25 protein-coding genes, 5 tRNA genes and 1 pseudogene are annotated in these 22084 nt (G+C 40.6%); 4 read left to right on the top strand and 27 right to left on the bottom strand.

From position 1 onward, the window contains the following. Positions 1–462: 462 nt before the first annotated feature. The 16 genes from EXH44_RS06345 to EXH44_RS06270 form a co-directional block, all read right to left on the bottom strand. On the bottom strand, positions 463–2649 hold the full coding sequence (locus EXH44_RS06345) for a DUF927 domain-containing protein (protein ID WP_162856719.1): 2187 nt from the start codon (positions 2647–2649) through the stop codon (positions 463–465). Next, the gene (locus EXH44_RS06340) at positions 2633–3040 is read right to left on the bottom strand and encodes a hypothetical protein (RefSeq protein WP_162856718.1); all 408 of its coding nucleotides are present in this window, start codon (positions 3038–3040) and stop codon (positions 2633–2635) included. Before EXH44_RS06340 ends, EXH44_RS06345 begins: the two co-directional genes overlap by 17 nt. Beyond that, the gene (locus EXH44_RS06335) at positions 3037–3300 is read right to left on the bottom strand and encodes a hypothetical protein (RefSeq protein ID WP_162856717.1); all 264 of its coding nucleotides are present in this window, start codon (positions 3298–3300) and stop codon (positions 3037–3039) included. The genes EXH44_RS06340 and EXH44_RS06335 overlap by 4 nt, the downstream gene beginning before the upstream one ends. Beyond that, positions 3293–3601, bottom strand: a complete 309-nt coding sequence (locus EXH44_RS06330) for a hypothetical protein (RefSeq protein ID WP_162855753.1) — start codon at positions 3599–3601, stop codon at positions 3293–3295. The genes EXH44_RS06335 and EXH44_RS06330 overlap by 8 nt, the downstream gene beginning before the upstream one ends. Position 3602: 1 nt before the next feature. After that, a complete protein-coding gene (locus EXH44_RS06325) occupies positions 3603–3809 on the bottom strand; it encodes a hypothetical protein (protein WP_162856716.1) in 207 nt (68 codons plus the stop codon). Continuing rightward, positions 3802–3987, bottom strand: a complete 186-nt coding sequence (locus tag EXH44_RS06320; protein WP_162856715.1) for a hypothetical protein — start codon at positions 3985–3987, stop codon at positions 3802–3804. Before EXH44_RS06320 ends, EXH44_RS06325 begins: the two co-directional genes overlap by 8 nt. Next, the gene (locus EXH44_RS11115; protein WP_244238710.1) at positions 3980–4924 is read right to left on the bottom strand and encodes an ash family protein; all 945 of its coding nucleotides are present in this window, start codon (positions 4922–4924) and stop codon (positions 3980–3982) included. Before EXH44_RS11115 ends, EXH44_RS06320 begins: the two co-directional genes overlap by 8 nt. 49 nt (positions 4925–4973) lie before the next feature. Next, on the bottom strand, positions 4974–5729 hold the full coding sequence (locus tag EXH44_RS06310) for an antA/AntB antirepressor family protein (RefSeq protein WP_162856714.1): 756 nt from the start codon (positions 5727–5729) through the stop codon (positions 4974–4976). Between the two features lie 18 nt (positions 5730–5747). Beyond that, positions 5748–6185, bottom strand: a complete 438-nt coding sequence (locus EXH44_RS06305; protein ID WP_162856713.1) for a hypothetical protein — start codon at positions 6183–6185, stop codon at positions 5748–5750. Next, positions 6167–6490 (bottom strand): hypothetical protein, encoded by a 324-nt coding sequence (locus EXH44_RS06300; protein WP_162856712.1) that lies wholly within the window; start codon positions 6488–6490, stop codon positions 6167–6169. Before EXH44_RS06300 ends, EXH44_RS06305 begins: the two co-directional genes overlap by 19 nt. Before the next feature lie 39 nt (positions 6491–6529). Continuing rightward, positions 6530–6814 carry a hypothetical protein gene (locus EXH44_RS06295; RefSeq protein ID WP_208717117.1) on the bottom strand — a complete coding sequence of 95 codons (285 nt, stop codon included), beginning with the start codon at positions 6812–6814 and terminating at the stop codon, positions 6530–6532. Further along, positions 6798–7151, bottom strand: a complete 354-nt coding sequence (locus EXH44_RS06290) for a hypothetical protein (RefSeq protein ID WP_162856711.1) — start codon at positions 7149–7151, stop codon at positions 6798–6800. Before EXH44_RS06290 ends, EXH44_RS06295 begins: the two co-directional genes overlap by 17 nt. A gap of 16 nt (positions 7152–7167) precedes the next feature. Further along, a complete protein-coding gene (locus EXH44_RS06285; protein ID WP_010787251.1) occupies positions 7168–7374 on the bottom strand; it encodes a helix-turn-helix transcriptional regulator in 207 nt (68 codons plus the stop codon). A 227-nt stretch (positions 7375–7601) separates the two neighbouring features. Then, positions 7602–8600: a DUF2076 domain-containing protein gene (locus EXH44_RS06280; protein ID WP_162856710.1), complete on the bottom strand. Its 999-nt coding sequence runs from the start codon at positions 8598–8600 to the stop codon at positions 7602–7604. Positions 8601–8851: 251 nt separating this feature from the next. Further along, positions 8852–10111, bottom strand: coding sequence for a tyrosine-type recombinase/integrase (locus tag EXH44_RS06275; protein ID WP_162857535.1), 1260 nt, complete (start codon positions 10109–10111; stop codon positions 8852–8854). Positions 10112–10405: 294 nt separating this feature from the next. Continuing rightward, positions 10406–10500 (bottom strand) — tRNA-Sec (locus EXH44_RS06270). A gap of 64 nt (positions 10501–10564) precedes the next feature. On the opposite strand from EXH44_RS06270, the gene selA reads away from it, so the two are divergent. Together selA and selB are read left to right on the top strand one after the other, a co-directional pair. Next, positions 10565–11950 (top strand): L-seryl-tRNA(Sec) selenium transferase, encoded by a 1386-nt coding sequence (selA, locus tag EXH44_RS06265; RefSeq protein ID WP_162856709.1) that lies wholly within the window; start codon positions 10565–10567, stop codon positions 11948–11950. Further along, positions 11947–13797 (top strand): selenocysteine-specific translation elongation factor, encoded by a 1851-nt coding sequence (selB, locus tag EXH44_RS06260; protein ID WP_162856708.1) that lies wholly within the window; start codon positions 11947–11949, stop codon positions 13795–13797. Before selA ends, selB begins: the two co-directional genes overlap by 4 nt. A gap of 150 nt (positions 13798–13947) precedes the next feature. Here selB and tuf read toward each other — a convergent pair whose 3' ends face one another. The 5 genes from tuf to EXH44_RS06235 all read right to left on the bottom strand — a co-directional run bounded on the left by tuf (position 13948) and on the right by EXH44_RS06235 (position 15769). Then, entirely contained in the window at positions 13948–15135 is a 1188-nt protein-coding gene (tuf, locus tag EXH44_RS06255) for an elongation factor Tu (protein ID WP_162856707.1), read from the bottom strand. A gap of 242 nt (positions 15136–15377) precedes the next feature. Next, positions 15378–15453, bottom strand: a tRNA-Thr gene (locus EXH44_RS06250). Positions 15454–15455: 2 nt separating this feature from the next. Next, positions 15456–15530 (bottom strand) — tRNA-Gly (locus EXH44_RS06245). A 43-nt stretch (positions 15531–15573) separates the two neighbouring features. Beyond that, a tRNA-Tyr gene (locus tag EXH44_RS06240) sits at positions 15574–15658 on the bottom strand. Between the two features lie 35 nt (positions 15659–15693). Then, a tRNA-Thr gene (locus EXH44_RS06235) sits at positions 15694–15769 on the bottom strand. 244 nt (positions 15770–16013) lie between these two features. Between EXH44_RS06235 and coaA the strand changes: the two genes are divergently transcribed. Continuing rightward, positions 16014–16964 (top strand): type I pantothenate kinase, encoded by a 951-nt coding sequence (gene coaA, locus EXH44_RS06230; protein WP_162856706.1) that lies wholly within the window; start codon positions 16014–16016, stop codon positions 16962–16964. Between the two features lie 3 nt (positions 16965–16967). After that, positions 16968–17669, top strand: coding sequence for a tRNA1(Val) (adenine(37)-N6)-methyltransferase (locus EXH44_RS06225; protein WP_162856705.1), 702 nt, complete (start codon positions 16968–16970; stop codon positions 17667–17669). A gap of 39 nt (positions 17670–17708) precedes the next feature. Here EXH44_RS06225 and rraA read toward each other — a convergent pair whose 3' ends face one another. The 6 genes and pseudogenes from rraA to EXH44_RS06195 all read right to left on the bottom strand — a co-directional run bounded on the left by rraA (position 17709) and on the right by EXH44_RS06195 (position 22033). Next, positions 17709–18209, bottom strand: coding sequence for a ribonuclease E activity regulator RraA (rraA, locus tag EXH44_RS06220; protein WP_162856704.1), 501 nt, complete (start codon positions 18207–18209; stop codon positions 17709–17711). A 63-nt stretch (positions 18210–18272) separates the two neighbouring features. Beyond that, a pseudogene (locus tag EXH44_RS06215) lies at positions 18273–19522 on the bottom strand (PqiA/YebS family transporter subunit). Continuing rightward, entirely contained in the window at positions 19519–20106 is a 588-nt protein-coding gene (gene rnhB / locus EXH44_RS06210) for a ribonuclease HII (RefSeq protein WP_162856703.1), read from the bottom strand. The pseudogene EXH44_RS06215 and the gene rnhB overlap by 4 nt, the downstream one beginning before the upstream one ends. Then, on the bottom strand, positions 20106–20996 hold the full coding sequence (gene ygfZ / locus EXH44_RS06205) for a CAF17-like 4Fe-4S cluster assembly/insertion protein YgfZ (RefSeq protein WP_162856702.1): 891 nt from the start codon (positions 20994–20996) through the stop codon (positions 20106–20108). The genes rnhB and ygfZ overlap by 1 nt, the downstream gene beginning before the upstream one ends. Before the next feature lie 110 nt (positions 20997–21106). Next, positions 21107–21562 carry a hypothetical protein gene (locus EXH44_RS06200; RefSeq protein WP_162856701.1) on the bottom strand — a complete coding sequence of 152 codons (456 nt, stop codon included), beginning with the start codon at positions 21560–21562 and terminating at the stop codon, positions 21107–21109. A gap of 15 nt (positions 21563–21577) precedes the next feature. Then, entirely contained in the window at positions 21578–22033 is a 456-nt protein-coding gene (locus tag EXH44_RS06195) for a hypothetical protein (protein ID WP_162856700.1), read from the bottom strand. Positions 22034–22084 lie beyond the last annotated feature (51 nt).

The raw sequence follows: 22084 nt of genomic DNA, 5'->3' as shown, positions 1-22084 counted from the left end.
AACCAAAACGCCACCCCTCCGCCACTTTTACTGTTTCAAAAAATTTTTTTTATATTTAGTAAAAAACAGTAGTCCAATTAGTCCAATTAGTCCAATCCTTTAAAATCAAATACTTAAGTGGCGTTTTTTGGACTAATTGAGTAGTCCAATGTAGTCCAAAATTAGTCCAAAACTAACAAAATACTCTTATTGTTCATTTTTTGAGTAGTCCAAAATGCCCTGAAATTAGTCCAAAAAAAGAAAAATTAGTCCAATGAATTTTATGTAATATATTGATAAATAAAGATATTATTTTTTAAATAGGTGTTTTGGACTAATTGGACTACTAAAAAACTACGCGTATGGAAAAAAAATTTTTTGTAAAGGTAAAAAAAAGAGCTAACCATCTCTGGAAAGCTCTTAAATTATCAATGTAGCATACAGACTACAAAAACACTTGATGTTATGGTTTGTTATGGTTTTTTATGCTTCGTCACTTTCAACAAGTGGGAAAACGAGATAACATCTTGTACGTTTCGGATCTATCCTGCTTGGTATTCTTACTAAGTATCTATAGCCATTTTCGCCCTTAGATAGCATTCCTTTATCTGATAGGATTTTACAAGCCTGCTCCTTTGGGTGTCCCTTTATCGCTTCCTCAAAAGCTAATGGATACAGATAAAAGCTCTCTATCTCATTATCTCGTTGAGGAATGATTTTATAGCCTGCGATATTCGAGATGGCTCGCTGTTCAGGGTTGTTTGGGTATTCGATAAACCGCCCCTCAGCATTTGCTAATAGCCAGCCGTTCACCTGCTCAATGATTTGCTTTTCTTCTTGGCTATGTAGTCCAAAGATATTGATCCATTCATTGAAGCAATGTAGCAACGCCTCACCGTTGGCGGAAATATCCCACCCTGTGAGAAAGCTCGCTAATTGCAAGGCAGTTTCGAGGATAGCAAAACGGCTAGCCACTCGTTGAACTTGTGGACTTGCGTCACTTGGCAAGCGGTCTAACCATTTTGTTTTCATTTGGCTATGGACAATAATCAATACTTTCTGATTGTCCTCCACTGTTAGCCACTCAATCCACGCCCTGCCAACTGCTCCGTAGTGTTGCTTGCTCGCATAGTTCAAGTGGTCGGCGTGTGCCTTGCCGTCAGGGAATGAATGATAGACTTTCGCCCTTGTGATAGGTACATTCAGCAAGCGGACTAATTGCCCTGCGTTTGTCTTAATGCCTCCCATCGACAAATAGCCCTCTAGGTCAATTTCACCCGTAGAAAATGCCATAATCCGCCACCGTTGTAGCTCTCTATTACCGCCGTCTTTTGCTCCCTGTATTTTCCCCATGCCATTAAATAAAGCGTAGGCGGTTTGCTCTATGTACTTGCGGTTTGAGCCTTGCCCGATTTCATCAAGTGGCATGAAGTTATCATTTCTTGCTGAGGCTTCATTGATTAAGCCTAGCCCTGTTGCGTTCCACGATAAGCGAATTTTGTCAGGGTGTCCGTATAGACTGCTGGCAATGTTTGCGGTAGTGGTTTTGCCTGCGGTTGAGCCACCGAATAAGTGAACCCCAAAGCTCTCAGCCTCTATGATGTTCATTATCGGGGCAGATAAAGCACAAGCCACGCCCAACATCATTGAAGGATTGCCTCGCACATTATCCGCAATCTCTTGCCTCCAGCTCTCTATTGTGCCTTTGGTGTCGTATCCGCTGGCGGTGGCGGATTGTCGGTTAAATAGCACAGGTGTTTCAGGTTCGCCTAATACTTCCCCGTTTGGCAAAATGTAAGCCCCGTTATGCCACCCTGTAGCGTTGGTGATGTGCCATAGGGTACGCTTACCGCTACTTTGTAAATAGTCCGCTAGCTCGTTGCGTAGGTAGGTGCGAGTAGTTAAACGTAGCCCTTTGGCTTTGAGCTGTCGCCACCCTTCACGTTCGCCTAAATCCCCTAAGGATAACGCCTCTTTGACTGGTTGCGATTTGCCCTCAGGCGTCCACTCTAGCACGAGATAATGTTCAGCCTCGCTTTGCCCTATGCCAACCACTGCGATTTCATCTGAGAGCCATTCCGTGCGTTCTGAGAGCAGTTCGCCTGTGTCCTTGTCGTATTTCGGGGTAATGCGATAAAGCCCCTCTACGCCGTTTTCTGTGCGTTTTTCGACATAAGGCTTATGTTTATCTATGTCAGCATTCACATCATCGCTAGCGGTCACTTCCGCCACATTTTCCGCCATTGCTTCACCTTGTCGAATGCGTTCGATATATCCGCTTAAATCTTCTAGGTGTTGCTCGGCTTCGTCAATGTAGTGAATGGCTTTTGCCTGCGTGTTGTTAGCAAGGTTTAAGCAAAGTTTAGCAATAATCTCACCGCTTACCGCTTCCCCGTGGTTAGCTCGCTGTAGTGTGATAGTGTGAGCTTGCTCAGGTGCTATGCGGTATTGATGAACGTTTTTCAAAACCTCACCTGTTAGCACAATAGGAGGCGATTTCTCGCCCTGTGGTAACACATCATCAAGTGCTATCTCGCCCTGTGTGCGTTCAGCTGGTGGAGCTTTGGCAAAATCCCACGCTTGAGAGCCGATAATGATATAAGCATTTTCCGCATTAGGTTTTTGTAGTTTCATATTTGGGGCGTTTTTTAGCTTAGTGAATGCTTTCATTGTCGCCCCCTGTTAAGCCCATTACTGCCATTTGGCTAGCTGTGTTACATTGAGCAATGATTTGATGAAATTGACGAGCAACAAAGCTAGCCACAATGTTTTGCAATAGCGTTTTCTGTACTTCTTCGTCGCTCATTTCCTCTTGATTTGCCAGGCTTGGCGGAAGCTCTAGCAACACTTTAGCAATACATTGCAACTCACCACATAAACGGCTTGATAGCTCAGGCGTTACCATTGAGACATCGGCTAATAACTCGCTGAGTGTGTCAAAAAGAATGTGACAACGTGGAAAAATCGGCTCTTCTGTGCCGTCTAACATATTCTTATAGGCAATTGCGATAGCGTCCTTTTCGGCTTCGTTGAAGTTATCCCAGTTTAATTTGTCGTTCATACATTCCCCCTGCTTAAAATCTCGTCCGTTTTATCAATCAGTTGATTAATTCTATAAACATGGTTTTGTAATACCTGTAAATGCTCCGATTGTTCGCCTAAATGCCACTGAATAACGCTTAGAGCGTGTTTTAATACTTCGCCTGTGTAAGCGGTCGGATTATCCGCCATTGCGTTAATTTGGGCGTTTATGCGTGTGTGGTCTATGTTCATTCGATCTAACAACGATAAAGGGATTTTGATGTGCTGAATGCTATTCATCGCCTAACCCTCCTATGTGAGCCATTTCAACGGTTTTGTATTGTGCTTTAAGCGTCTGATAGGCTAGGTCTGCCTGTGCTTTGGTTTGGTATATGCCACATTTGGCTAGCTCGCCTTTGTCGTTGAAGCAGTTGATTTGATACTGGTAAACCTTAGCAATGCGGAAATCAACGTAAACATTTTGCGGGTCGACTTTTCGTGAACGCATTTCCGCCACCGCTTGCCCGTGCTTGTCGAATGTGCCTAATAGTGTGCCTTTGCCGTTGTAGGTGTAGCCTGTGAGTTGGTATGGGTTATTCATCTTAAACCTCCGCCAAGTCATCTAAGCCTTTACTCATTAATGCCAATACGCCATTTAATGCGGTGTAATGGTCTATCATTTCGTCATCAGTTAGCGATTTTTGGACGAACTCTAAGAGCGTATAGGCTTGCCATAGGGTATTTGTGCCGTCTTTTAAGCATTGCTGTGCTTGCTCGTCTAAAGCGTATGGTTTGATTTGATTACGCATTTTCTTCCCCCTCTACATCGATTAAATACTGAAAGCCTGTGAGTTTAATCACTCTTAAATACTTGTAAGCTTGTTCTAATTCGCCTGCTTCGGCTTGCTGTTTAGCCCATTTGATATAAAGCTCAATCTCTGCGATTTCTTGCTGTAATTTTTCTTGGGTGAGGGTTTGATTACGCATATACGCCCCCTTTTGTCGCAAATGAAAGGGCAATAGATACATTTCGGGCGGTGTTTCCGCTTGGGGTTTGGGTTGGGTTTTTCATATTTGTAACTGTGTTTAGTAAGTGATTGAAAGGATATATCGCTAATGGGTGCGATACGGTCTCAACTACCGCAGTTACACGGCTAGCCTTATTCGTCCGATTGCTCGGCTTATCTCGGCTTATCAACCGTACCGCAAATTCTGAATAGATCACAGGTGTAGTAATCCCGTGATTTTGGGAAATTTGAGATACAAAAAAATCGCAAATCTTACAGGTGCGATAACCGGTAACTGTTTTAGTAGTGCAATCATCATACCCGTAACGGCTTGCTTTTGGCAATCTGTTATTTTGTTCAGGGGTTTGACAAGCGGTCTGATTTGCTTGTGATGATTTACGAGCAATTAAAAGCGGTTTAATGTCTGATTTTGGTAAACGTGAATAGGCTTCTGTTAAGCTGTTGGCAAATACAGAAATTCTTAAACGAGAATGAATAAATAGGAATGTGTAAAACATTTTTGATAGCTCCATGTATGATTTATGAAGGCTACCGCTAAACTTCTCAGGGTTTGGGCGGTAACGTGTAACGGGCTGAGAAACTGCGATACATGGAACACAGCAAAGGGCGAAACCTTTCCCATTACACGCTACCATTGAGAGAAATTCACTCGCCCGATTTCTCGGGGCTGTGTTTTCTTTGGGTGTGCGTGTGCTACGAATAAAAAAACACGCTTTGGGCGTGCTATTCGCCATGTATAAATCGTTCGAGTTCTCAGGCTCGGTTGTAGATTTTGCTACAACGTGAGCAGGATAAACCTCGCTTAGCATTTTGAAAAGTGAAATGTTTTCATTAAGGTTGATTTTTGAATGAAAAAGAGTAATATCTCTTTTGACATTGATAAGATTGCTTTTCATAAGTATGTTACTCCATAACCCCTTAGTGTTTCGGCTAAGGGGTTTTGTTTTATTGCTGGAATTTATTCATCAGCATTTCTGCTAATCGTGCTTTGCGTTGGTGGAAATCATTGATATTCATATCAAGCAAAATCTGATCTGCCTGTTCTAAATACTCCAACCGTTCTAATTGCTCCGCATTTAACGCTTCTCTTGTGTCGATTGTGATAGCGTGAGCCGTCCGCCAATGCTGAACATTCATACCTAATACAAGTGATGTCAGCATATTTGCTTCGTTGGTGTAGTGGTGTTTGTGGGTTTCCTTGCCTAATCGGGTTCGGTTACGCTCTAAGGAATTACACATCTTAGTAAACGGTGTTTTAACGGCTTCTCGCTCAATTCGCCATTCTTGACGGTGTTTATCCACTAAATCAGGTGCAATGCTTAACAAGGTATCTTCACATTTCAAAAAATACTGGCGTGCTAATTTTCCTTGTTCGTTGCGTTCTACCATTGCCAATTCTTTAGCCATTGAGAGCGTAATCAGGTAATCTTTGCGATTATGTCCGCCCCGATTGTTTGTTTTTTGCTCCTCATTTTTGAGGATTAAAGATTGAGCAGTGTTTTGCTTGATAAATTTATCAACCAAAAAATAATCCCAATCTTTCTTAAAACCGTAGGCTTTGGCGTTACGTCTAAACCAATCATCAAAACGAGTTTCAACTTCTAAGAATTTCCATAAATCCCTAGCGTTTACTAGTGGCTGTTTTTCGCCTTGCTTAAATATTTGGGTGATTGGTAAAAGTTCTTTTAGGTTTGTTTTCATTGGGTTGATCCTTAAATATCAAGTTTTACTAGGGGATCTTTTTTTAAATTTCAGATAATCCGCTCTAATTTCTGCTAAAAGAGCCATTTTCTGCGTCACCACGTCATAAAGTTTCATTTGAAGATGTTTCAGCTCTTGAAAACCTTGCTCAATCTTTTCCTTGCGTTCTTTGGCTTGCTGGTTGGCTTCTGGCATTCCAACCCCTAAATCAACCCTATATGTTCGCAGTCGATAACGTGGCAAATAATCCCCTCGCTCAATCATTAATTTTTTCTCTTGCTCGATAATCTCTACCGTTCTGAAGTCATTTAGTAGAGTGCTTGCCTTTGCTCTTAGTGTGTGGCGTTGCATTTTGTTTGCTCGCTCACTTCCTAACACTTGAATAAGAGCTTTAGTTGCATTACCTAGCTTTGCGTAAGCTCTTGCAAAATCTTCTCTTATCGCTCTACCGTACACGTTTCCCCCTTTCGTCTATGAATTTCTTTGTTGAAGCTATCTTCAAAGAATTGATTAATCTCAATCATTGAATTTAATAAATCCGCCAAGTGTTTAAGCTCTTCCCCGATTTCGTGAATAGGATTTATAGCCATAAATAACGGGTCTTCGCCTTGTTCTTTTAAGCTCTCAACCTGTTCACGAATTGCGACAAACTCACTTAATTGATGTTTTGCTCTATCGGTAACGGTTGAGATTGTTGTAAGGTTCTTGGAAGTCGTTTCTATAAACTTCTGATAGCCGTCCACCTTAGCTTTTGCTGTCATTGTCTTGCTCCTTAACTGAAATTTCGTGCATATTTTTTTTTACTTAACTGAAATTTTGTATAAAGAATTAAACTTCTTCCGTAGTGGCGATAACTGAAGTAATAGGCTATCGCTTGGCATTGCTTTAAATTCCCTTGCTAGCGTTTCTATTCGCTCAGATAACACGATTAGCAATTCATCTAATGGGTAAGGTTCATCATCTGAATACAAGCTCTTAAACGTGAATAGAGGCGTTTTAGAGCCGTTTTCAATGTAGTGCTTGATTGCTATATCCATTAGCACAGGGTTCATTTTGGCGATTACGCATTTAATTACTGCGGTCATCCGTCCCCCTAAATTGTGATAAATAGCGTTGTGTTTCATACTCAGTCAGCATAGGTAAACCACATTTAGCACGCTCACCATTTAGCAATGTGATAGCCTTCAAGGCTTCTTTTGCATTGAGTAAGCTGTAAATTGTGTAAGTCCCTGTGCCGTGTTGGTTCGGTTTTTTGATTTTATGAATGGCGATATTGTGTAGTCTTGGTAATTCCGTTACCTCATTACGCCCGCAGTTGATGAAGTATTTAAAGTCAATCTCACGTCCACTTATGCCTTGTGGGTGTTCTAGTAGAGCTTTGATAGCTTTCGCTTTTCGGGTTGGGTAGATAGGTTGCTTCATAAGATGTCACCTCGCTTTATTGTTGGAATGAAGCCAACCACGCTTTTACATCGCTCTCTTTCCAGCGAGAAGAACGCCCCCATTTCTCAGGTTGTGCTAGTTTGCCGTTTTTAATGTGTCGATAAATGAAAGCGTGTGATACTCCGCTTAATGCTCTTAATTCCGCCATTGAGTAACGTTTCTCTACGGCTTCGGTTGTGGTTTGGTTTTGGATTTGTTCCATATAAATACCCCTGTTTATGTTGGTTTATGGTTGGAAATGTAGGGGTATTAAATCGCTGTAAGCTTTGGGATTATGGGAAATTCTCAAAACAAAATGGGAAGTGAATTTGGGAAGTTAGTTAAAGCCTTATACAGTCTAGCTTTGAAGTGTTTTGGGAAGTTATAAAATTTTTGGGAAGTATAGCAAGCGGTAAGATTTGGCGGATTTTTTTGCAAAGAAAAAGGCGGTTATTCCGCCTCTTTCAAAATCTCTGTAAGTCTATTTCTAAACCCCTCTGCTGTTTTTGGGGTTATAAATAGCCCTTGTAGCTCTCTTTCTAAGTCATTGGCTATTGCCATTTTGTTGATCTTATTTCCTCGTTGATATTTTGAATGGTTGATGTCTTTTTTAGTCAGCTTCTCAACAAGCCCATAAATAATTTGTAAATGCGTTTCTCGTTCCGTTGGGTTGTAGTTTTGGCTATTGTCCACCGTTGGCGATTGTGTTGCCTGAGCTAGCTTCTGTTTTAGCTCCTCAAGTTGTTGCTCTAATTCGGTTATGCGCTGGTTTAAAGTCGAAATAATTTCATCTGTTTGTGATTCTTTAAATTTATCAGGAAACGGCATTTTATTTATAAAATCTTCTAATGAACATCTTGTCATAAAAACATTTTGATTGCTTACAGGAATCTTTCCCAGTCTAATTTGGAAAAGTTTCCAATAAGAGCAATCTTCCTCGTTTTCTATGCCGTTTATGATTTCTGTTAATTGAATATCTCTATATTTTAAGATAGGCGGCAGCAGTTGATTAAAAAAGAAATATCCATTTTCATAATCAACTCTTTTTTTTCTAGAAAAAGAATTTTTATTCGCTATACCAAATATTCCTTTCATTACTGGAAAATCCACAAAATGAAATGCTCCTCTTTTATCTTCTTGATTCTCTATTTCCCCAAAAATAGAGAATTTTAATGAATTTAGATAAATCCTATTTTTATCATTAGTGATTATCTTTGATTTCCCACTTTCAGATAGCACAACTACACCACGCTTAAAAGATTGATATAGTAACTCTTGTTCCAATACGCTCAATTTATCTATATCAATATGCAAATAAATTTGTAAATCATCGCAGTAATCAAGCAAATCATCTATGGTTAAATCTAAGCCTGTTTCTTGTTTTATAATTTGAATGCTTTCAGAAATAGTAAATTTTTGTTTTATAGATAAATCTGATAATTGAAACATATTCGCCCCTATGCGTTGCCCTATTTGGTGAGGAAGTGGAAAAGAGCAAATAGGGTTACTCTCTTTCAGTTTGGTAGCTACTCCGTACCTATCCACTTCAATTCGAGTTACAAGCATTTACGCTTGTTTACGGTGAGAATAATTTTACTGATTTTTTAAACAGTTTCAAGGCTGTTTATTAGACAAAGTAATAAGATTTTTTGCAGAAAACTAATAAAAAAGCCTAGCTGTAAAACTAGACTTATCGGTACTTATAAAAATGGTTTTGGTGCTAATTCTTCCACATAATCCGCCCAATGTTGCAACATATCAAAACGTTGCTCTAAGTAGTTCGCTTTGTTATAACTGCCTCGTATTCGATTTCTATCTTTGTGCGATAAAGCTCGCTCTATCCAATCCGCATTAAAATTCTGTTCATTGAGTGATGTACTGAACAAATGGCGGATGCCGTGAGTGGTTAGCCGATCTTCACCAATGGATTTAATAATTGCTTTACGCATTGCTTCTATAGATAAATGCCCTGTTTTCTTTGAAGCAACACTAGCAAAAACAAAAGGACTTTGAATATTGGCGTTTACTACCTCATTAAAATGCTTCATCTTGTTTAAAAGCTCAATAGATTGGCGTGATAGCGTAACAATGTGCGTTCTGCCCTCAGGTAAGTTCTTATTCCCTTTCTGTACTTGATAAGCCCATAGCCTTTCTTTTTCGTCTATATCTTCCCATTTTGCTTTTGCAATCTCTGATGGTCTGCCACCTGTTAGCAGAACCAACATTACGGCATAAAACACATTTAAACCAAAACGCCCCTCATCTCGTTTTTGATAGAAAGCCTGTAGAAATTCCGCTAATTCGTCAGGTTGAATTGTGTTCATACTTTGCGGTGTTGGTTTATCGAATTCTTTCCCAATATCAGAAAGATTATTGGTTGCTATTAGCCCACGGTGTAAAGCGTACCGCATTACCTCGTTAATTTTAGCGATAGTTTTGCGTATAGTTTCAAGTTTCCCTGCTCTCTCTAAAGGCTTTAACGCATTAATTGCAATAAGCGGGGTTATTTCTGAAATAGGATAATTGGCAAAATGCGGAAGAATGTGGCGTTCAAATAAAGCCCATGTATCTTTTGCGGTTCGTTCTGAAAAGTCTGCCTTAAGCTTTCTATCTTCGAACCACTTCACCGCCATTTTCCCAAAAGTTAATTCTAATCTATTCGCTTGCTCTTGCTTGTCTAGTTCTCTTTGTCTAACTGGATCGATATTTTGAGCAAGTAATGCTCTTGCTTTTGCGTGTTCTTTCCTTGCTTGTATTAAAGAGATTTCAGGGTATTCCCCAATAGTGAAGTTTGTTCTCGTTTTGGTGTATGGTTTGTAGTAGTTAAAGATAAATACTTTAGCCCCGCTCTTTCTAACAATTAAACGCAATCCGCCACCGTCAGAGAGTGGATAATCTTTATCTTTGGGTTTCGCTTGTCTGATTTGCGTATCTACTAGCTTGTATTTCATCTTTAAAATCCACCAAAAGTAACAAGGATAGTAACAAGGTTTTATTCGTTCAATAAATTCTTCTAAGTATTGGCACATCTAGCCTTAAACCAAAAACAGTAACAAGGTTTTTTAAATAAAATATGGTTTTTTGGGAGTAACCAACACAAAAAGCAAAATCTTGTTACTAATCTTGTTACTATTTTTTTGTGATGATAGGATACATTGAGAGACGTAGAGAGACAATAGAAAGATTAAGAAGCTAGTATTTTCAAGGGGTTTTGTTAGGTTGGTTTACGTTGAGAGATGTGTAGAAACTTGAGTTGGCGGAGGTGTATGGGAGTTGAACCCACCCGAGAACGCTGGCGTCCTCAACAGGATTTGAAGTCCTGCCACATCACCGGATATGACACACCTCCGAAAAAGTGGCACTATTCTACTGAATTTATTAGAATTGTGCAAAATTTCTGACGGATTTCTGCTATGCAATCACTATTTCGTTCAATTCCTGCGATTGATAAACTGCTAAAAACACCGCAAGGTGCTGATTTAATTCAACAATTCGGACATCAAGCCTTTGTTACTCAAGCTCGTTTGTTGATTGAACAAGCTCGCCAACATATTCAGCAACATCAAAGTCTGCCTGATTTTCTACAAACGGAAAATACGCTTTTTAACGAATTAACTCACCGCTTGCAAAGCCTCGCTCAAGTCAAGATGAAACGCGTGTTTAATCTGACGGGAACAGTTTTACATACCAACCTTGGTCGGGGTTTATGGTCGGAGCAAGCGATTTCAGCTGCTACTGATGCAATGCGAAATAATGTGGCGTTAGAGTTTGATATTGACGCAGGTAAACGCAGTCATCGCGATCTCTATATTTCGGAACTGTTGCAACAACTGACAGGGGCGGAAGCGGCTTGCGTGGTAAATAATAATGCTGCTGCCGTATTGCTAATGTTGGCTACTTTTGCTCAAGGCAAAGAAGTGATTATCTCCCGTGGTGAATTAATTGAGATAGGCGGTGCTTTCCGTATCCCCGATATTATGGCTCAAGCAGGGTGCAAGTTAGTTGAAGTGGGTACGACAAATCGCACCCATTTAAAAGATTATCGCAACGCAATCAACGAAAATACCGCATTTTTAATGAAAGTTCACACCAGTAATTATCAAATTCAAGGTTTTACCTCGAGTGTGAGTGAAGAAGAGTTAGTGGCATTAGGGCAAGAGTTTAATCTGCCTGTGATTAGTGATTTAGGCAGTGGCTCACTCACCGATATGCAAGCTCTAAACCTACCTGCTGAACCTATGGTGCAACAGAAAGTTGCTTCAGGGGTGGATTTAGTCTCGTTTTCAGGGGATAAACTACTTGGCGGACCACAAGCCGGGATTATCGTTGGGAAAAAAGCCTTTATCGATCAGCTTCAACAACACCCACTCAAACGGGTTTTACGTTGTGATAAAGTGATTTTATCAGGCTTAGAAGCCACATTACGCCACTATCTTTTCCCTGATCGTTTAACGGACGGTTTACCGACCTTACACTTGCTGACTCAATCTCTTGATAGCTTGCAACAGAAAGCGGAACGTTTAAGAGAGGCTCTCTACAAGCGGTTAGATTCCCGTTATTTTTTGCAAATCGAACCGAGTGAAGCCCAAATCGGCAGTGGGGCGTTACCGACAGAAAAAATCCCATCGCTTGCCGTAACCATTTCGGCAGACAAGCAGAGCGATTTACTTGAACTAGAAAAACAGTTTAAGGCCTATCCAAACCCGATTATTGCTCGTTTTGCCCAACAAAAAATGTGGCTAGATGTGCGAAGTGTGGCGGAGTTTGAGGCACTTATTTTTATGTTGGAGGAACTATGATCATCGTCACCGCAGGACACGTCGATCACGGCAAAACATCACTTTTACACGCTCTAACAGGCACTCACACTGCTCATTTGCCTGAAGAGAAGAAACGAGGGCTGACGATTGATCTTGGCTATGCTTATTTGCCGATTGAAAATGATATTTTGGGTTTTATTGATGTACCGGGTCACCAAAAATTTCTGTCTAATATGCTGGCAGGGCTTGGCGGTATCCAACACGCTTTGTTGGTGGTATCGGCAGACGAGGGGATTAAACCGCAGACGGAAGAGCATCTTGCCATTCTTCGCCTGCTGAATTTTAAGCAGATTATTGTCGTACTCACCAAGGCGGACAGAGCGGAAGCTACTCGTATAACCCAGCTGATCGAACAATTAAAACAGCGTTATCCGTTTTTAGCTTCAGCACATTTCTTTGCGACTTCGGCTCAGACAGGCGAGGGAATTGAGCCGTTAAAGCAATACCTGATCAGCCTTAATCACCAAAGCACACAAATAGATAAACCGTTCCGCTATGCGATTGACCGTGTATTTAATGTGAAAGGTGCAGGTTTAGTTGTAACGGGGACTGCAGTCGCAGGGAAAGTAGCTATCGGTGATGAATTTTATCTCTCAAGCGGTCAGAAAGTGCGGATAAAAAACATTCACGCTCAAAATAATGAAGCGTCAATCGGGGTGGCAGGGCAACGTTTAGCCTTAAATATCGCCAATGTAGAAAAAGAGCAGATTGAGCGTGGCGACTGGATTACACAACAAGATCCCCAATTTGCTTGCGACCGCATTACCGTTCGCCTAACGACAGCCCAAGCCTTAAAAGAAAACAATGTTGTGCATCTCTATCACTTTGCCAGCCACACTACCGCCAAGTTAAATTTACTGGATAGAAGCCAATGCCTTGCTGATGATACAGCGATAGCCGAACTGATTTTAGATACGCCGTTGCATATTGCTTTAGAAGACAAACTCATTTTGCGTAGTGGCGATGACAGCCAAACCCTTGCCGGTGCGGAAGTGATCGAAATCCACTCGCCGAAACGCCATAAACGTAGCGAAGCACGCTTGAGTTATCTCTCACAGTTAGCTAACTGCACAAGCTATCAAGAACGTATTGCACTCTATCTGCAACATAAAGCGGTGAATTTGACCCAACTACTGTGGGCAGAGCAGATTTTTATTCGTGATTTAGAAAAACTGTCGGAAAAATCGGATTACTATCTCAATGCTAATCACCTGTTTAACGGGGCATTTAAAACTCAGATCCAGCAACACATTGTAGCGAAGCTCGAAGAGTATCATCAACAACATAGCGATCAGCTTGGAGTGACTAAAGCTCGGTTACATCGTATGACTGCATTAGATCAGGCAGAACTGCTTATTTTTGCGTTGATTGACGATCTAATTGCGAATAAAACCTTGGCACAAACTCGCGGTTGGATCCATACTCCAACACACCGCATTGAGTTCAGCGATGCCGAATTGCAAATTTGGGCAGAAATCCGACCGCTATTTGAACGCACCAATCAAGCCTTATGGGTGAGAGATATTGCTTCCGAACTCTCCATAGACGAAACAGAAATGCGTAACTTGCTATATAAAGCAGGAAAGTTGGGTTATTTAGTGCCGATTGTCAAAGACCGTTTCCTATTACATGAACAGATCAGTGCATTTGCTCAACTTATCAAAAATTTCATTGAACAACACGGCGAAATTTCGGTAAATCAGCTTAGAGATGAAATTCAATATGGGCGTAAAGTGACCGTACAACTGATCGAATACTTCGACCGTTCAGGCTTCTTACGCCGTAAAGGGAATGTGCATCTATTAAGAGACAAGGAAACTTATTAACAAAAATGCTAGGTAAAACTACCTAGCATTTTTTATATAATTGCAAAATATTGACAAGATCTCACCGCTTGTAGGCCAAATAAAAAGGCTCACCTTTCGATGAGCCTTCTCTATTCGCTTTTAAGCTTAACGTTTCTATCAAATAATTAATTATTTGATGATTTTCGCTACAACGCCCGCACCTACTGTACGACCACCTTCACGAATCGCGAAACGTAAACCTTCGTCCATTGCGATTGGGTGAATTAAGCTTACAGTCATTTTGATGTTATCGCCTGGCATTACCATCTCAACACCTTCTGGTAATTCGATAGTACCAGTTACGTCTGTTGTACGGAAGTAGAACTGTGGACGGTAACCTTTGAAGAATGGAGTATGACGACCACCTTCTTCTTTTGATAATACGTAAACTTCTGATTCGAAGTCTGTGTGTGGTGTGATTGAACCTGGTTTCGCTAATACTTGACCACGTTCGATTTCTTCACGTTTGGTACCACGTAATAATGCACCTACGTTCTCACCCGCACGACCTTCGTCTAATAATTTACGGAACATCTCAACACCAGTTACTGTTGTTTTTGTCGTTGGTTTGATACCTACGATTTCAACTTCTTCACCTGATTTGATGATACCACGCTCAACACGACCTGTTACTACTGTACCACGACCTGAAATTGAGAATACGTCTTCGATTGGTAATAAGAATGGTTTATCAATCGCACGCTCTGGCTCTGGAATGTAGTTGTCTAAGTGACCCGCTAATTCAAGAATTTTCTCTTCCCACTCTGGCACGCCGTTTAACGCTTGTAACGCTGAACCACGTACGATTGGTGTGTCATCACCTGGGAAGTCATATTGTGAAAGAAGTTCACGAACTTCCATCTCAACTAATTCTAATAACTCTTCATCGTCAACCATGTCGCATTTGTTTAAGAATACGATGATGTATGGTACACCTACTTGGCGACCTAATAAGATGTGCTCACGTGTTTGTGGCATTGGACCGTCTGTTGCTGCAACTACTAAGATTGCGCCGTCCATTTGTGCCGCACCGGTAATCATGTTTTTAACATAGTCCGCGTGTCCTGGGCAGTCAACGTGTGCATAGTGACGTGATTCTGTGTTGTACTCAACGTGTGAAGTATTGATGGTAATACCACGCGCTTTCTCTTCTGGTGCGTTGTCAATTTGGTCAAACGCACGTGCAGCACCACCGAATTTTTTCGCAAGAACGGTTGTGATTGCTGCTGTTAAGGTTGTTTTACCGTGGTCAACGTGACCGATAGTACCTACGTTTACGTGGACTTTATCGCCACGATTAAATTGTTCTTTAGCCATTGTAAAGTTTCCTTTGTTGATGAAATCCCATAGCACACTATGTGCTATGGGGTTTTAAATTAAAACCTACTTATTATACTACACATTTATTTCGTTTATAAACTCAAAACCTAGAGATTTTTTTAGGTTTAAATGTTAATTATAAACAAATAGGATCAATGCTATTTTAGCACATTAATCAAATTTAAAAATCAATTATTGCTTAAAAGTAAAGGAAAAGATGAAGATAGAAAGAGAATAGGTGGTGCTGATAGGCGGATTTGAACCGCCGACCTCACCCTTACCAAGGGTGCGCTCTACCAACTGAGCTATATCAGCGCTGGAGCGGGCAGCGGGAATCGAACCCGCATCATTAGCTTGGAAGGCTAAGGTAATAGCCATTATACGATGCCCGCTGTTCTAAATTCGTCTGTCCCATCAGGATTCAATTAGAAGAAATGGTGGAGGGAGAAGGATTCGAACCTTCGAAGGCTGAGCCAACAGATTTACAGTCTGCCCCCTTTGGCCGCTCGGGAATCCCTCCACGTTAATTGAATACTTGTCTACCTTAAGCTAGAATGGTGCCGACTACCGGAATCGAACTGGTGACCTACTGATTACAAGTCAGTTGCTCTACCTACTGAGCTAAGTCGGCGTTGCGTTGTCGTAAGCAAGTGATGCGCATTATAGGGATTTCGGAAAACCTTGCAAGCATTTTTTTCAAAAAAATTAAAAAATCATTTCTTTCGATGACAAAATACGCAATATGCTGATTTTTTAGATATTTTCGTGATTTTTATTAGATAAAATCCCAATCAACGTCATTTATATTGTATATTTCACAAAATGAATGCCATTTCAGATGGATGCTTTTAATAAGAAAAATAGAGAATTTGGCAATGAGCCTGACAAAATCCACCAAAATTACGCCTTTTTTAACCTTTGATCGACAACAATGGGCAGAACTCCGTAAATCTGTACCATTAAAACTGACCGAACAAGACCTGAAACCCCTTTTGGGTTTTAATGAAGAACTGTCTTTAGAGGAAGTCAGTACCATCTATCTTCCCCTTGCACGTTTGATTAACTATTACATTGATGAAAATCTCAAACGCCAAGAAGTTTTACATAAGTTCTTAGATGTAGAATCACCTAAAGTACCTTATATCATCAGTTTAACCGGCAGTGTATCGGTAGGAAAAAGCACTTCTGCCCGTATCTTGCAAGCCTTGCTTTCCGAATGGCCTGAAAAGCGTAAAGTGGATTTAATCACCACCGACGGTTTTCTCTACCCATTAAAAACCTTACAAGAACGTAACTTAATGAAGAAAAAAGGCTTTCCTGAGTCTTATGATATTCATCGTCTTATTGAATTTGTTTCTGACATAAAATCAGGCAAGCGCCATGTTAAAGCACCGATTTACTCTCATTTAACTTACGACATCATCCCTGATAAATATAATGAAGTGGATCAACCTGACATTGTGATTTTAGAAGGCTTAAATATGTTACAGAGTGGCATGAACTACCCACATAGTCCACATAGCGTTTTTGTGTCTGACTTTGTCGATTTTTCCATTTATGTTGATGCGGATGAGAGCCTACTGAAAGAATGGTATATCCACCGTTTCTTAAAGTTCCGCCGTAGTGCCTTTACCGATCCGAATTCCTATTTCCACCACTATTCAAAATTGACACAAGAAGAAGCGGTGCAAACGGCATCAACGATTTGGGATGAAATCAACGGATTAAATTTAAAACAAAACATTTTACCTAGCCGTGAACGTGCTAATCTAATTCTCGTGAAAGGCGAAGATCATGCGATTGAAACCGTCAAACTCAGAAAATAGCCTATGAGTAAGGGGTTTCAGTTTAAACAGTTTTTCATTGCACACGATCAATGTGCAATGAAAGTCAACACCGATGGTATTCTTTTAGGGGCAATCGCAAATATAGATCATGCACAGACGCTCCTTGATCTCGGTACAGGCACAGCATTGATCGCCCTGATGTTAGCACAACGCGCCCCTTCCACGCAGATTACCGCCCTTGAGCTTGATGAGTCAGCCTTTCAACAAGCGAGCCACAATGTTGCGCAGAGCCCTTGGGCAGATCGGATTGATGTGCTTCAAACGGATGTGATGCAGTGGACATCGACTCAAAAATATGACCTGATTGTGTCAAATCCACCCTACTTTGAACATAGCTTAGCCACGAAGAGCAAACAACGAGATTTAGCAAGAAGTGTGATTCATCGCCATATAGATTGGCTAATCCAAGCAAAAAAATGGCTACATCCACAAGGAAAAATCAGTTTTATACTTCCTTTTGACAGCGGTATAAAACTGATTTCACAAGCTGAACAAGAGCAACTTTACTGTATTGAGCATTGGAAAATTAAAACCACGCCCACAAGCTCATACAAGCGGTCAGTTTTGACCTTTTCTTTGCAAGCTCTCACATTAAAAGAACAAGAGCTCACGATTTATGATGAGCATCATCAATATCGTGATGAATTTAAACAGCTCACCAAAGATTTTTATCTCAATTTCTAAAAAACAAAACAGACACCGAAGTGTCCGTGAACAACAAGTTTATTCTGCGATTTCATCTGCCAAGTCTAAGAGTTCAGGCGACAACACAATCCCTGTTAAATCCGCATAGACATAATCTTCAGGCAAAAAGGTCACTCCGCCAAAATTGACAGGGGTATCAACTTCACCCACCATTGAGTCATCAGCTCCAACAGGAATTGGGGCGAGGGCTTGGATACCAATATCTAGGGTTTCCAATACATCTAATTGACGTACTGCACCATTGACAATAATACCTTCCCAGCCATTATCCACGGCAAGTTGGGCAAGTTCTGCATCAATTAATGCTCGACGCACTGCACCACCGCCATCGACTAAAAGCACTCGTCCTTGACCTTCTTCTTCCAACACTTCTGCAATTAAGCCATTGCTTTCAAAGCATTTTACTGTGGTAATTTTGCCGTAGAAAGATGAAAGTCCGCCAAAGCTAGAAAAAATAGGTTCAACAACATCAACCTGATCGGAATAAATATCACAAAGTTCAGAAGTATCAACACGCATAACTTGCTCCTTTTTTCAATTTTATTGGTGGAAGTATAAACCTTTGCAAAATTTTGTTCAAATCTAACCGCTTTGCTGAGTTGTATTATGTTCTCGATGTATCCGCCATAACATTCTGGCATCAATGTTTGATGATGAAATCATTGTTAGAAAAACGGCTGCTCCAAAATAAAAGGCTGCTTCACCCACCGAGAAGCTGATAATTTGCCCACGTTCAACCAAAGACATCATCAGTGCGAGAACAAACAAGTCTAACATTGACCAGCGTCCAACAAAGTGAACATAGTGTAGTAGTTTCATTTGCCAGTGAATTGGGTGTTTCCAGCGGTAATGGATCGCAAGCAACAAGTAGAAAATCACGGCAACTTTACTAAACGGTACGGCAATACTGGCAATAAAGATAATGGCTGCAATTAAGTAACTGCCCATTTCCATAAATAAAATCACCCCGCCCATCAATGTATCTGCGGAAGTTGTCCCAGCAAATTCAGTCGATGAAATCGGCAAAAGGTTGGCAGGGATCATCATCACTGCCCCAGCAATCAAAGTCGCCCATACCCGTTGTAGTTTAATGCTGTCGGATACATCTAAATTGCTTTCACAACGTGGGCAACGATGTCGCCCTTTTTTATCCACAATATTTTCATCAAAGGTATATTCGCAAGCCGAGCAAATACTTGGCTGGCAAGGGTGATCGGCAGGCAGTGTATGATATTCAGGATAAAACCGCTCCCACCAACGTTTCGGATCGATTTTGATAAACAGTAACGTGGTTAAAATCGCTGTCATTATGAATGCGATAATGTAGTAGTCAAACTCCAACTTGGCATATTCACGCACTTTAAATGCCGCCACAGCAATCGCCACGAGATAAACATCTAACATCACCCACTGTTTCGCTTTGCTGAGTAAAATCAAGGTGTAGCGTGGTCTATGGTGGATTAGCCGTTGAATGAAGATCAACAACACCAAGCCTGCAAAGGCAAAAGGCATAATCACCGAACAGAGCAAAATCATAAATGCCGTGTAGGGAAAGCCTTCCGTCGCCATTTTCCATACCCCCCCCAGACGGACGCATAAATCGGCACGCCTAGTAGGTCGATATTCATCAACGGCAGCCATAAGCCAAAAGGCAATAAAATAAGAATAGACAAGGCGATAATGGCACAACGTCGCAAGCTCCAACGGTTGCCTGATTGCAACACTTCATTGCAATTCGGGCAACAAGCGGTCTGATTGGGTAGATCTTTTGCTATGCTGACAACGCTGTCACATTCAAGGCATCGCTGTAAGTAAATCTCGTCTTTTTTCATTCTTTGGTTAATCGTTGTGCAACAGGGGCAAAACTTTTACGGTGATAAGGAGTTACGCCCAGACTTTCTAATTTTTCAAAATGTAGCTTGGTTGGATAGCCTTTATGCTGTGCAAAGCCGTACTCAGGAAACTGTTTATCCAGTTCGTCCATTTCCTGATCCCGTGCCACTTTGGCTAAAATAGATGCAGCACTGATTTCAGCAACAAGACTATCGCCTTTCACGACCGCTTGTGCAGGCATAGGCAAGGTTGGAATACGATTGCCGTCCACCAGTACAAAATCAGGTTGAATACGAAGCCCTGCAACCGCTCGTTGCATTGCCAACATTGTGGCGTGCAAAATATTTAGCTGATCGATTTCATCTGGCTCTGCTCGCCCTAAAGACCAGCATAATGCCTTCGCCTTAATTTCTTCTGCCAACGCCAGACGACGTTTCTCTGAGAGTTTCTTCGAGTCGGCAAGCCCTTCAATCGGCTGATTAGGATCAAGGATAACGGCAGCCGTCACAACCGCTCCAACCAAAGGCCCACGCCCAACTTCGTCCACCCCTGCAATGAGCTTTGCTTTTGGATATTCAAACATCAATTTTCTTCCAAGCTATAAGGCAGTTCAAATAATGCCAAGCTGACATTGCTGACACGGAAATTGGCTTCTGGCTCAAGTTCTTTATTCAGCACCACTTGTAACCAAAGCTGTTGTTGATAACGCTGGACCGCTAAAATTGTCCCAGTGTTTTTCCAGTTTTCGCCCAACTGCATTTCAATGCTAGATACAACGGCTGGCAATTCGATTTCTCCTTCCACATTACCCACAAAGGTAAACATCGCCCGTTTATTTGCACCACGATATTTCGCACGAGCCACTGTTTCCTGACCGATATAACACCCCTTAGTAAAGGAAATTGCTTTATCAAGCAGTTGCAGATTGGTTGCCTGTGGAATTAGCTCAAACTGATTAACCTTGTAGAGTAACGGCACGCCCTGTTGAATATCAATCAGATCCCACAAACTGCCATCGCCATTGGTTTCTACCGCAATATCGCCCCAAAAGATCGCCCGTTTAGGCTCTTCGTCAAGGTAACAAGCGGTCACATTCTCGTTAAATTTTGCAATGATCTCACCGCTTGTCGTTCCAAACAGAGCCTGATCTAATTCAGTAAAGGTCACTTTGGAAAACACCGCATATTTCTTCAACTGCACTAGCGCTTCAGGCAACAGATCTTGTTGAATAATCAGGAAAAACTGCTCCGCCGTTGCACGATATAAACGGAACAACGCACTCATTTTTCCTTTCGGATCGCAATGGCAAGTTAAGGTCTGTTCACCGACCGCCAGTTTCGCCACATCACAAGTAAGCTGTCCTTGCAGATATTTTTCCGCATCAATCCCAGCTACTTCAATCAAGCGATATTGGGTTAAAGCCACACACAACTCAGGCTGTTGATGTGTCACTTTTTGACATTCACATTTCATCTTATTATCTCAAAATAGGGTTAAAAACAGGCAGATCATACACGATTTGCCCGATGGGATAAATTGATTTACAGGGGGAATTTATGGGGAAGGATATGTTATAACCAAATTCACAAACAAAAAATATTATTCGGTTTTAACCCTAATACTTTAGTAATTTTAATTATTTTCTTATTCTCTGTATTAATCACTTTTATGAAGCGACTTCTTTCTACATCTGTAGTTACATATTCTTCATAGAGTTGTTTAAATTGTTTTAGATGCTCTTGTGATAACATATTTGCTTTATCACGTTCATCTTCCTTGACAAAATCTACCATTAAATCAATGAGTTCAGACTGAAAATAATCTTTCCACTCCTCATTTTCTCGATGACAGTATTCATTTAATAATTGTAGCGTATTAAAAATTTGATTGATATATAAACGGTAAAAGTCTGCATCAAAATCAACTAATTGACGATAACCCCAAATAAGTTCTTTTTCTGCAAATAAAATAGAATGTATTTCGTTTGAATCAATAGCTGTATCTAAAAACCATTTAGTTTTAACTATATTAGCTAACAAATAGTTTTCTACAGATCAGTATTCTTTATTAACATATTTCTTCAGTTCTAGTTCTTGTCCTTGTTGGTATTTTATGTAATCTATAAATTTTTGTTTTATCTCATATTCCTGAATTAGTTTATCTAAAGTATGATTATTCTTTTTTAGTTTTTCAAGTTCTAATATTATTAGTTTTTTAGCATTATCGATTTCTTCAGTCGCATCTTGGTGTTTCTCCTTAAACTCTTTAGTTTTCTGCTCTATATTAAAATAAGTATAAACTGTTCCTATAGCTAAAATTCCACCTAATAAAGTAAATACATTTACTGCTGCTTCCCAAGCTCCTTCCGTATTAAATTTTTGATAAATTGATAAACTTGAGAAAACAAATAATGCAATAGAAAAAACAATAATAGTTAAACAATAAAAGAATTTTTTACACATAGCAAAATAACTTATTTTTTGATGATAAAAAAAGCCACCTTTACGCATAAATTACTAAAGGTGGTTTATATTAAATCCTCTATAACGCAGAATGATATT

It is taken from the genome of Actinobacillus indolicus, assembly GCF_004519515.1.
In the GTDB taxonomy this organism is placed as follows: domain Bacteria; phylum Pseudomonadota; class Gammaproteobacteria; order Enterobacterales; family Pasteurellaceae; genus Glaesserella; species Glaesserella indolica_A.
The sequence above is the reverse complement of the archived record's forward strand: the minus strand, read 5'-3'. Positions and strand labels throughout refer to the sequence as shown.

Excerpts from the sequence above, each read along its gene's own strand:
- EXH44_RS06290 (WP_162856711.1), bottom strand. The coding sequence starts at position 7,151 with ATGAAGCAACCTATCTACCCAACCCGAAAAGCGAAAGCTATCAAAGCT.
- EXH44_RS06320 (WP_162856715.1), bottom strand. The coding sequence starts at position 3,987 with ATGCGTAATCAAACCCTCACCCAAGAAAAATTACAGCAAGAAATCGCA.
- EXH44_RS06295 (WP_208717117.1), bottom strand. The coding sequence starts at position 6,814 with ATGACCGCAGTAATTAAATGCGTAATCGCCAAAATGAACCCTGTGCTA.
- EXH44_RS06325 (WP_162856716.1), bottom strand. The coding sequence starts at position 3,809 with ATGCGTAATCAAATCAAACCATACGCTTTAGACGAGCAAGCACAGCAA.
- tuf (WP_162856707.1), bottom strand. The coding sequence starts at position 15,135 with ATGGCTAAAGAACAATTTAATCGTGGCGATAAAGTCCACGTAAACGTA.
- EXH44_RS06345 (WP_162856719.1), bottom strand. The coding sequence starts at position 2,649 with ATGAAAGCATTCACTAAGCTAAAAAACGCCCCAAATATGAAACTACAA.
- selB (WP_162856708.1), top strand. The coding sequence starts at position 11,947 with ATGATCATCGTCACCGCAGGACACGTCGATCACGGCAAAACATCACTT.
- coaA (WP_162856706.1), top strand. The coding sequence starts at position 16,014 with ATGAGCCTGACAAAATCCACCAAAATTACGCCTTTTTTAACCTTTGAT.
- selA (WP_162856709.1), top strand. The coding sequence starts at position 10,565 with ATGCAATCACTATTTCGTTCAATTCCTGCGATTGATAAACTGCTAAAA.
- EXH44_RS06310 (WP_162856714.1), bottom strand. The coding sequence starts at position 5,729 with ATGAAAACAAACCTAAAAGAACTTTTACCAATCACCCAAATATTTAAG.
- EXH44_RS06225 (WP_162856705.1), top strand. The coding sequence starts at position 16,968 with ATGAGTAAGGGGTTTCAGTTTAAACAGTTTTTCATTGCACACGATCAA.
- rnhB (WP_162856703.1), bottom strand. The coding sequence starts at position 20,106 with ATGTTTGAATATCCAAAAGCAAAGCTCATTGCAGGGGTGGACGAAGTT.
- EXH44_RS06335 (WP_162856717.1), bottom strand. The coding sequence starts at position 3,300 with ATGAATAGCATTCAGCACATCAAAATCCCTTTATCGTTGTTAGATCGA.
- EXH44_RS06330 (WP_162855753.1), bottom strand. The coding sequence starts at position 3,601 with ATGAATAACCCATACCAACTCACAGGCTACACCTACAACGGCAAAGGC.
- EXH44_RS06300 (WP_162856712.1), bottom strand. The coding sequence starts at position 6,490 with ATGACAGCAAAAGCTAAGGTGGACGGCTATCAGAAGTTTATAGAAACG.
- EXH44_RS11115 (WP_244238710.1), bottom strand. The coding sequence starts at position 4,924 with ATGAAAAGCAATCTTATCAATGTCAAAAGAGATATTACTCTTTTTCAT.
- rraA (WP_162856704.1), bottom strand. The coding sequence starts at position 18,209 with ATGCGTGTTGATACTTCTGAACTTTGTGATATTTATTCCGATCAGGTT.
- EXH44_RS06285 (WP_010787251.1), bottom strand. The coding sequence starts at position 7,374 with ATGGAACAAATCCAAAACCAAACCACAACCGAAGCCGTAGAGAAACGT.
- ygfZ (WP_162856702.1), bottom strand. The coding sequence starts at position 20,996 with ATGAAATGTGAATGTCAAAAAGTGACACATCAACAGCCTGAGTTGTGT.
- EXH44_RS06340 (WP_162856718.1), bottom strand. The coding sequence starts at position 3,040 with ATGAACGACAAATTAAACTGGGATAACTTCAACGAAGCCGAAAAGGAC.
- EXH44_RS06280 (WP_162856710.1), bottom strand. The coding sequence starts at position 8,600 with ATGTTTCAATTATCAGATTTATCTATAAAACAAAAATTTACTATTTCT.
- EXH44_RS06195 (WP_162856700.1), bottom strand. The coding sequence starts at position 22,033 with ATGCGTAAAGGTGGCTTTTTTTATCATCAAAAAATAAGTTATTTTGCT.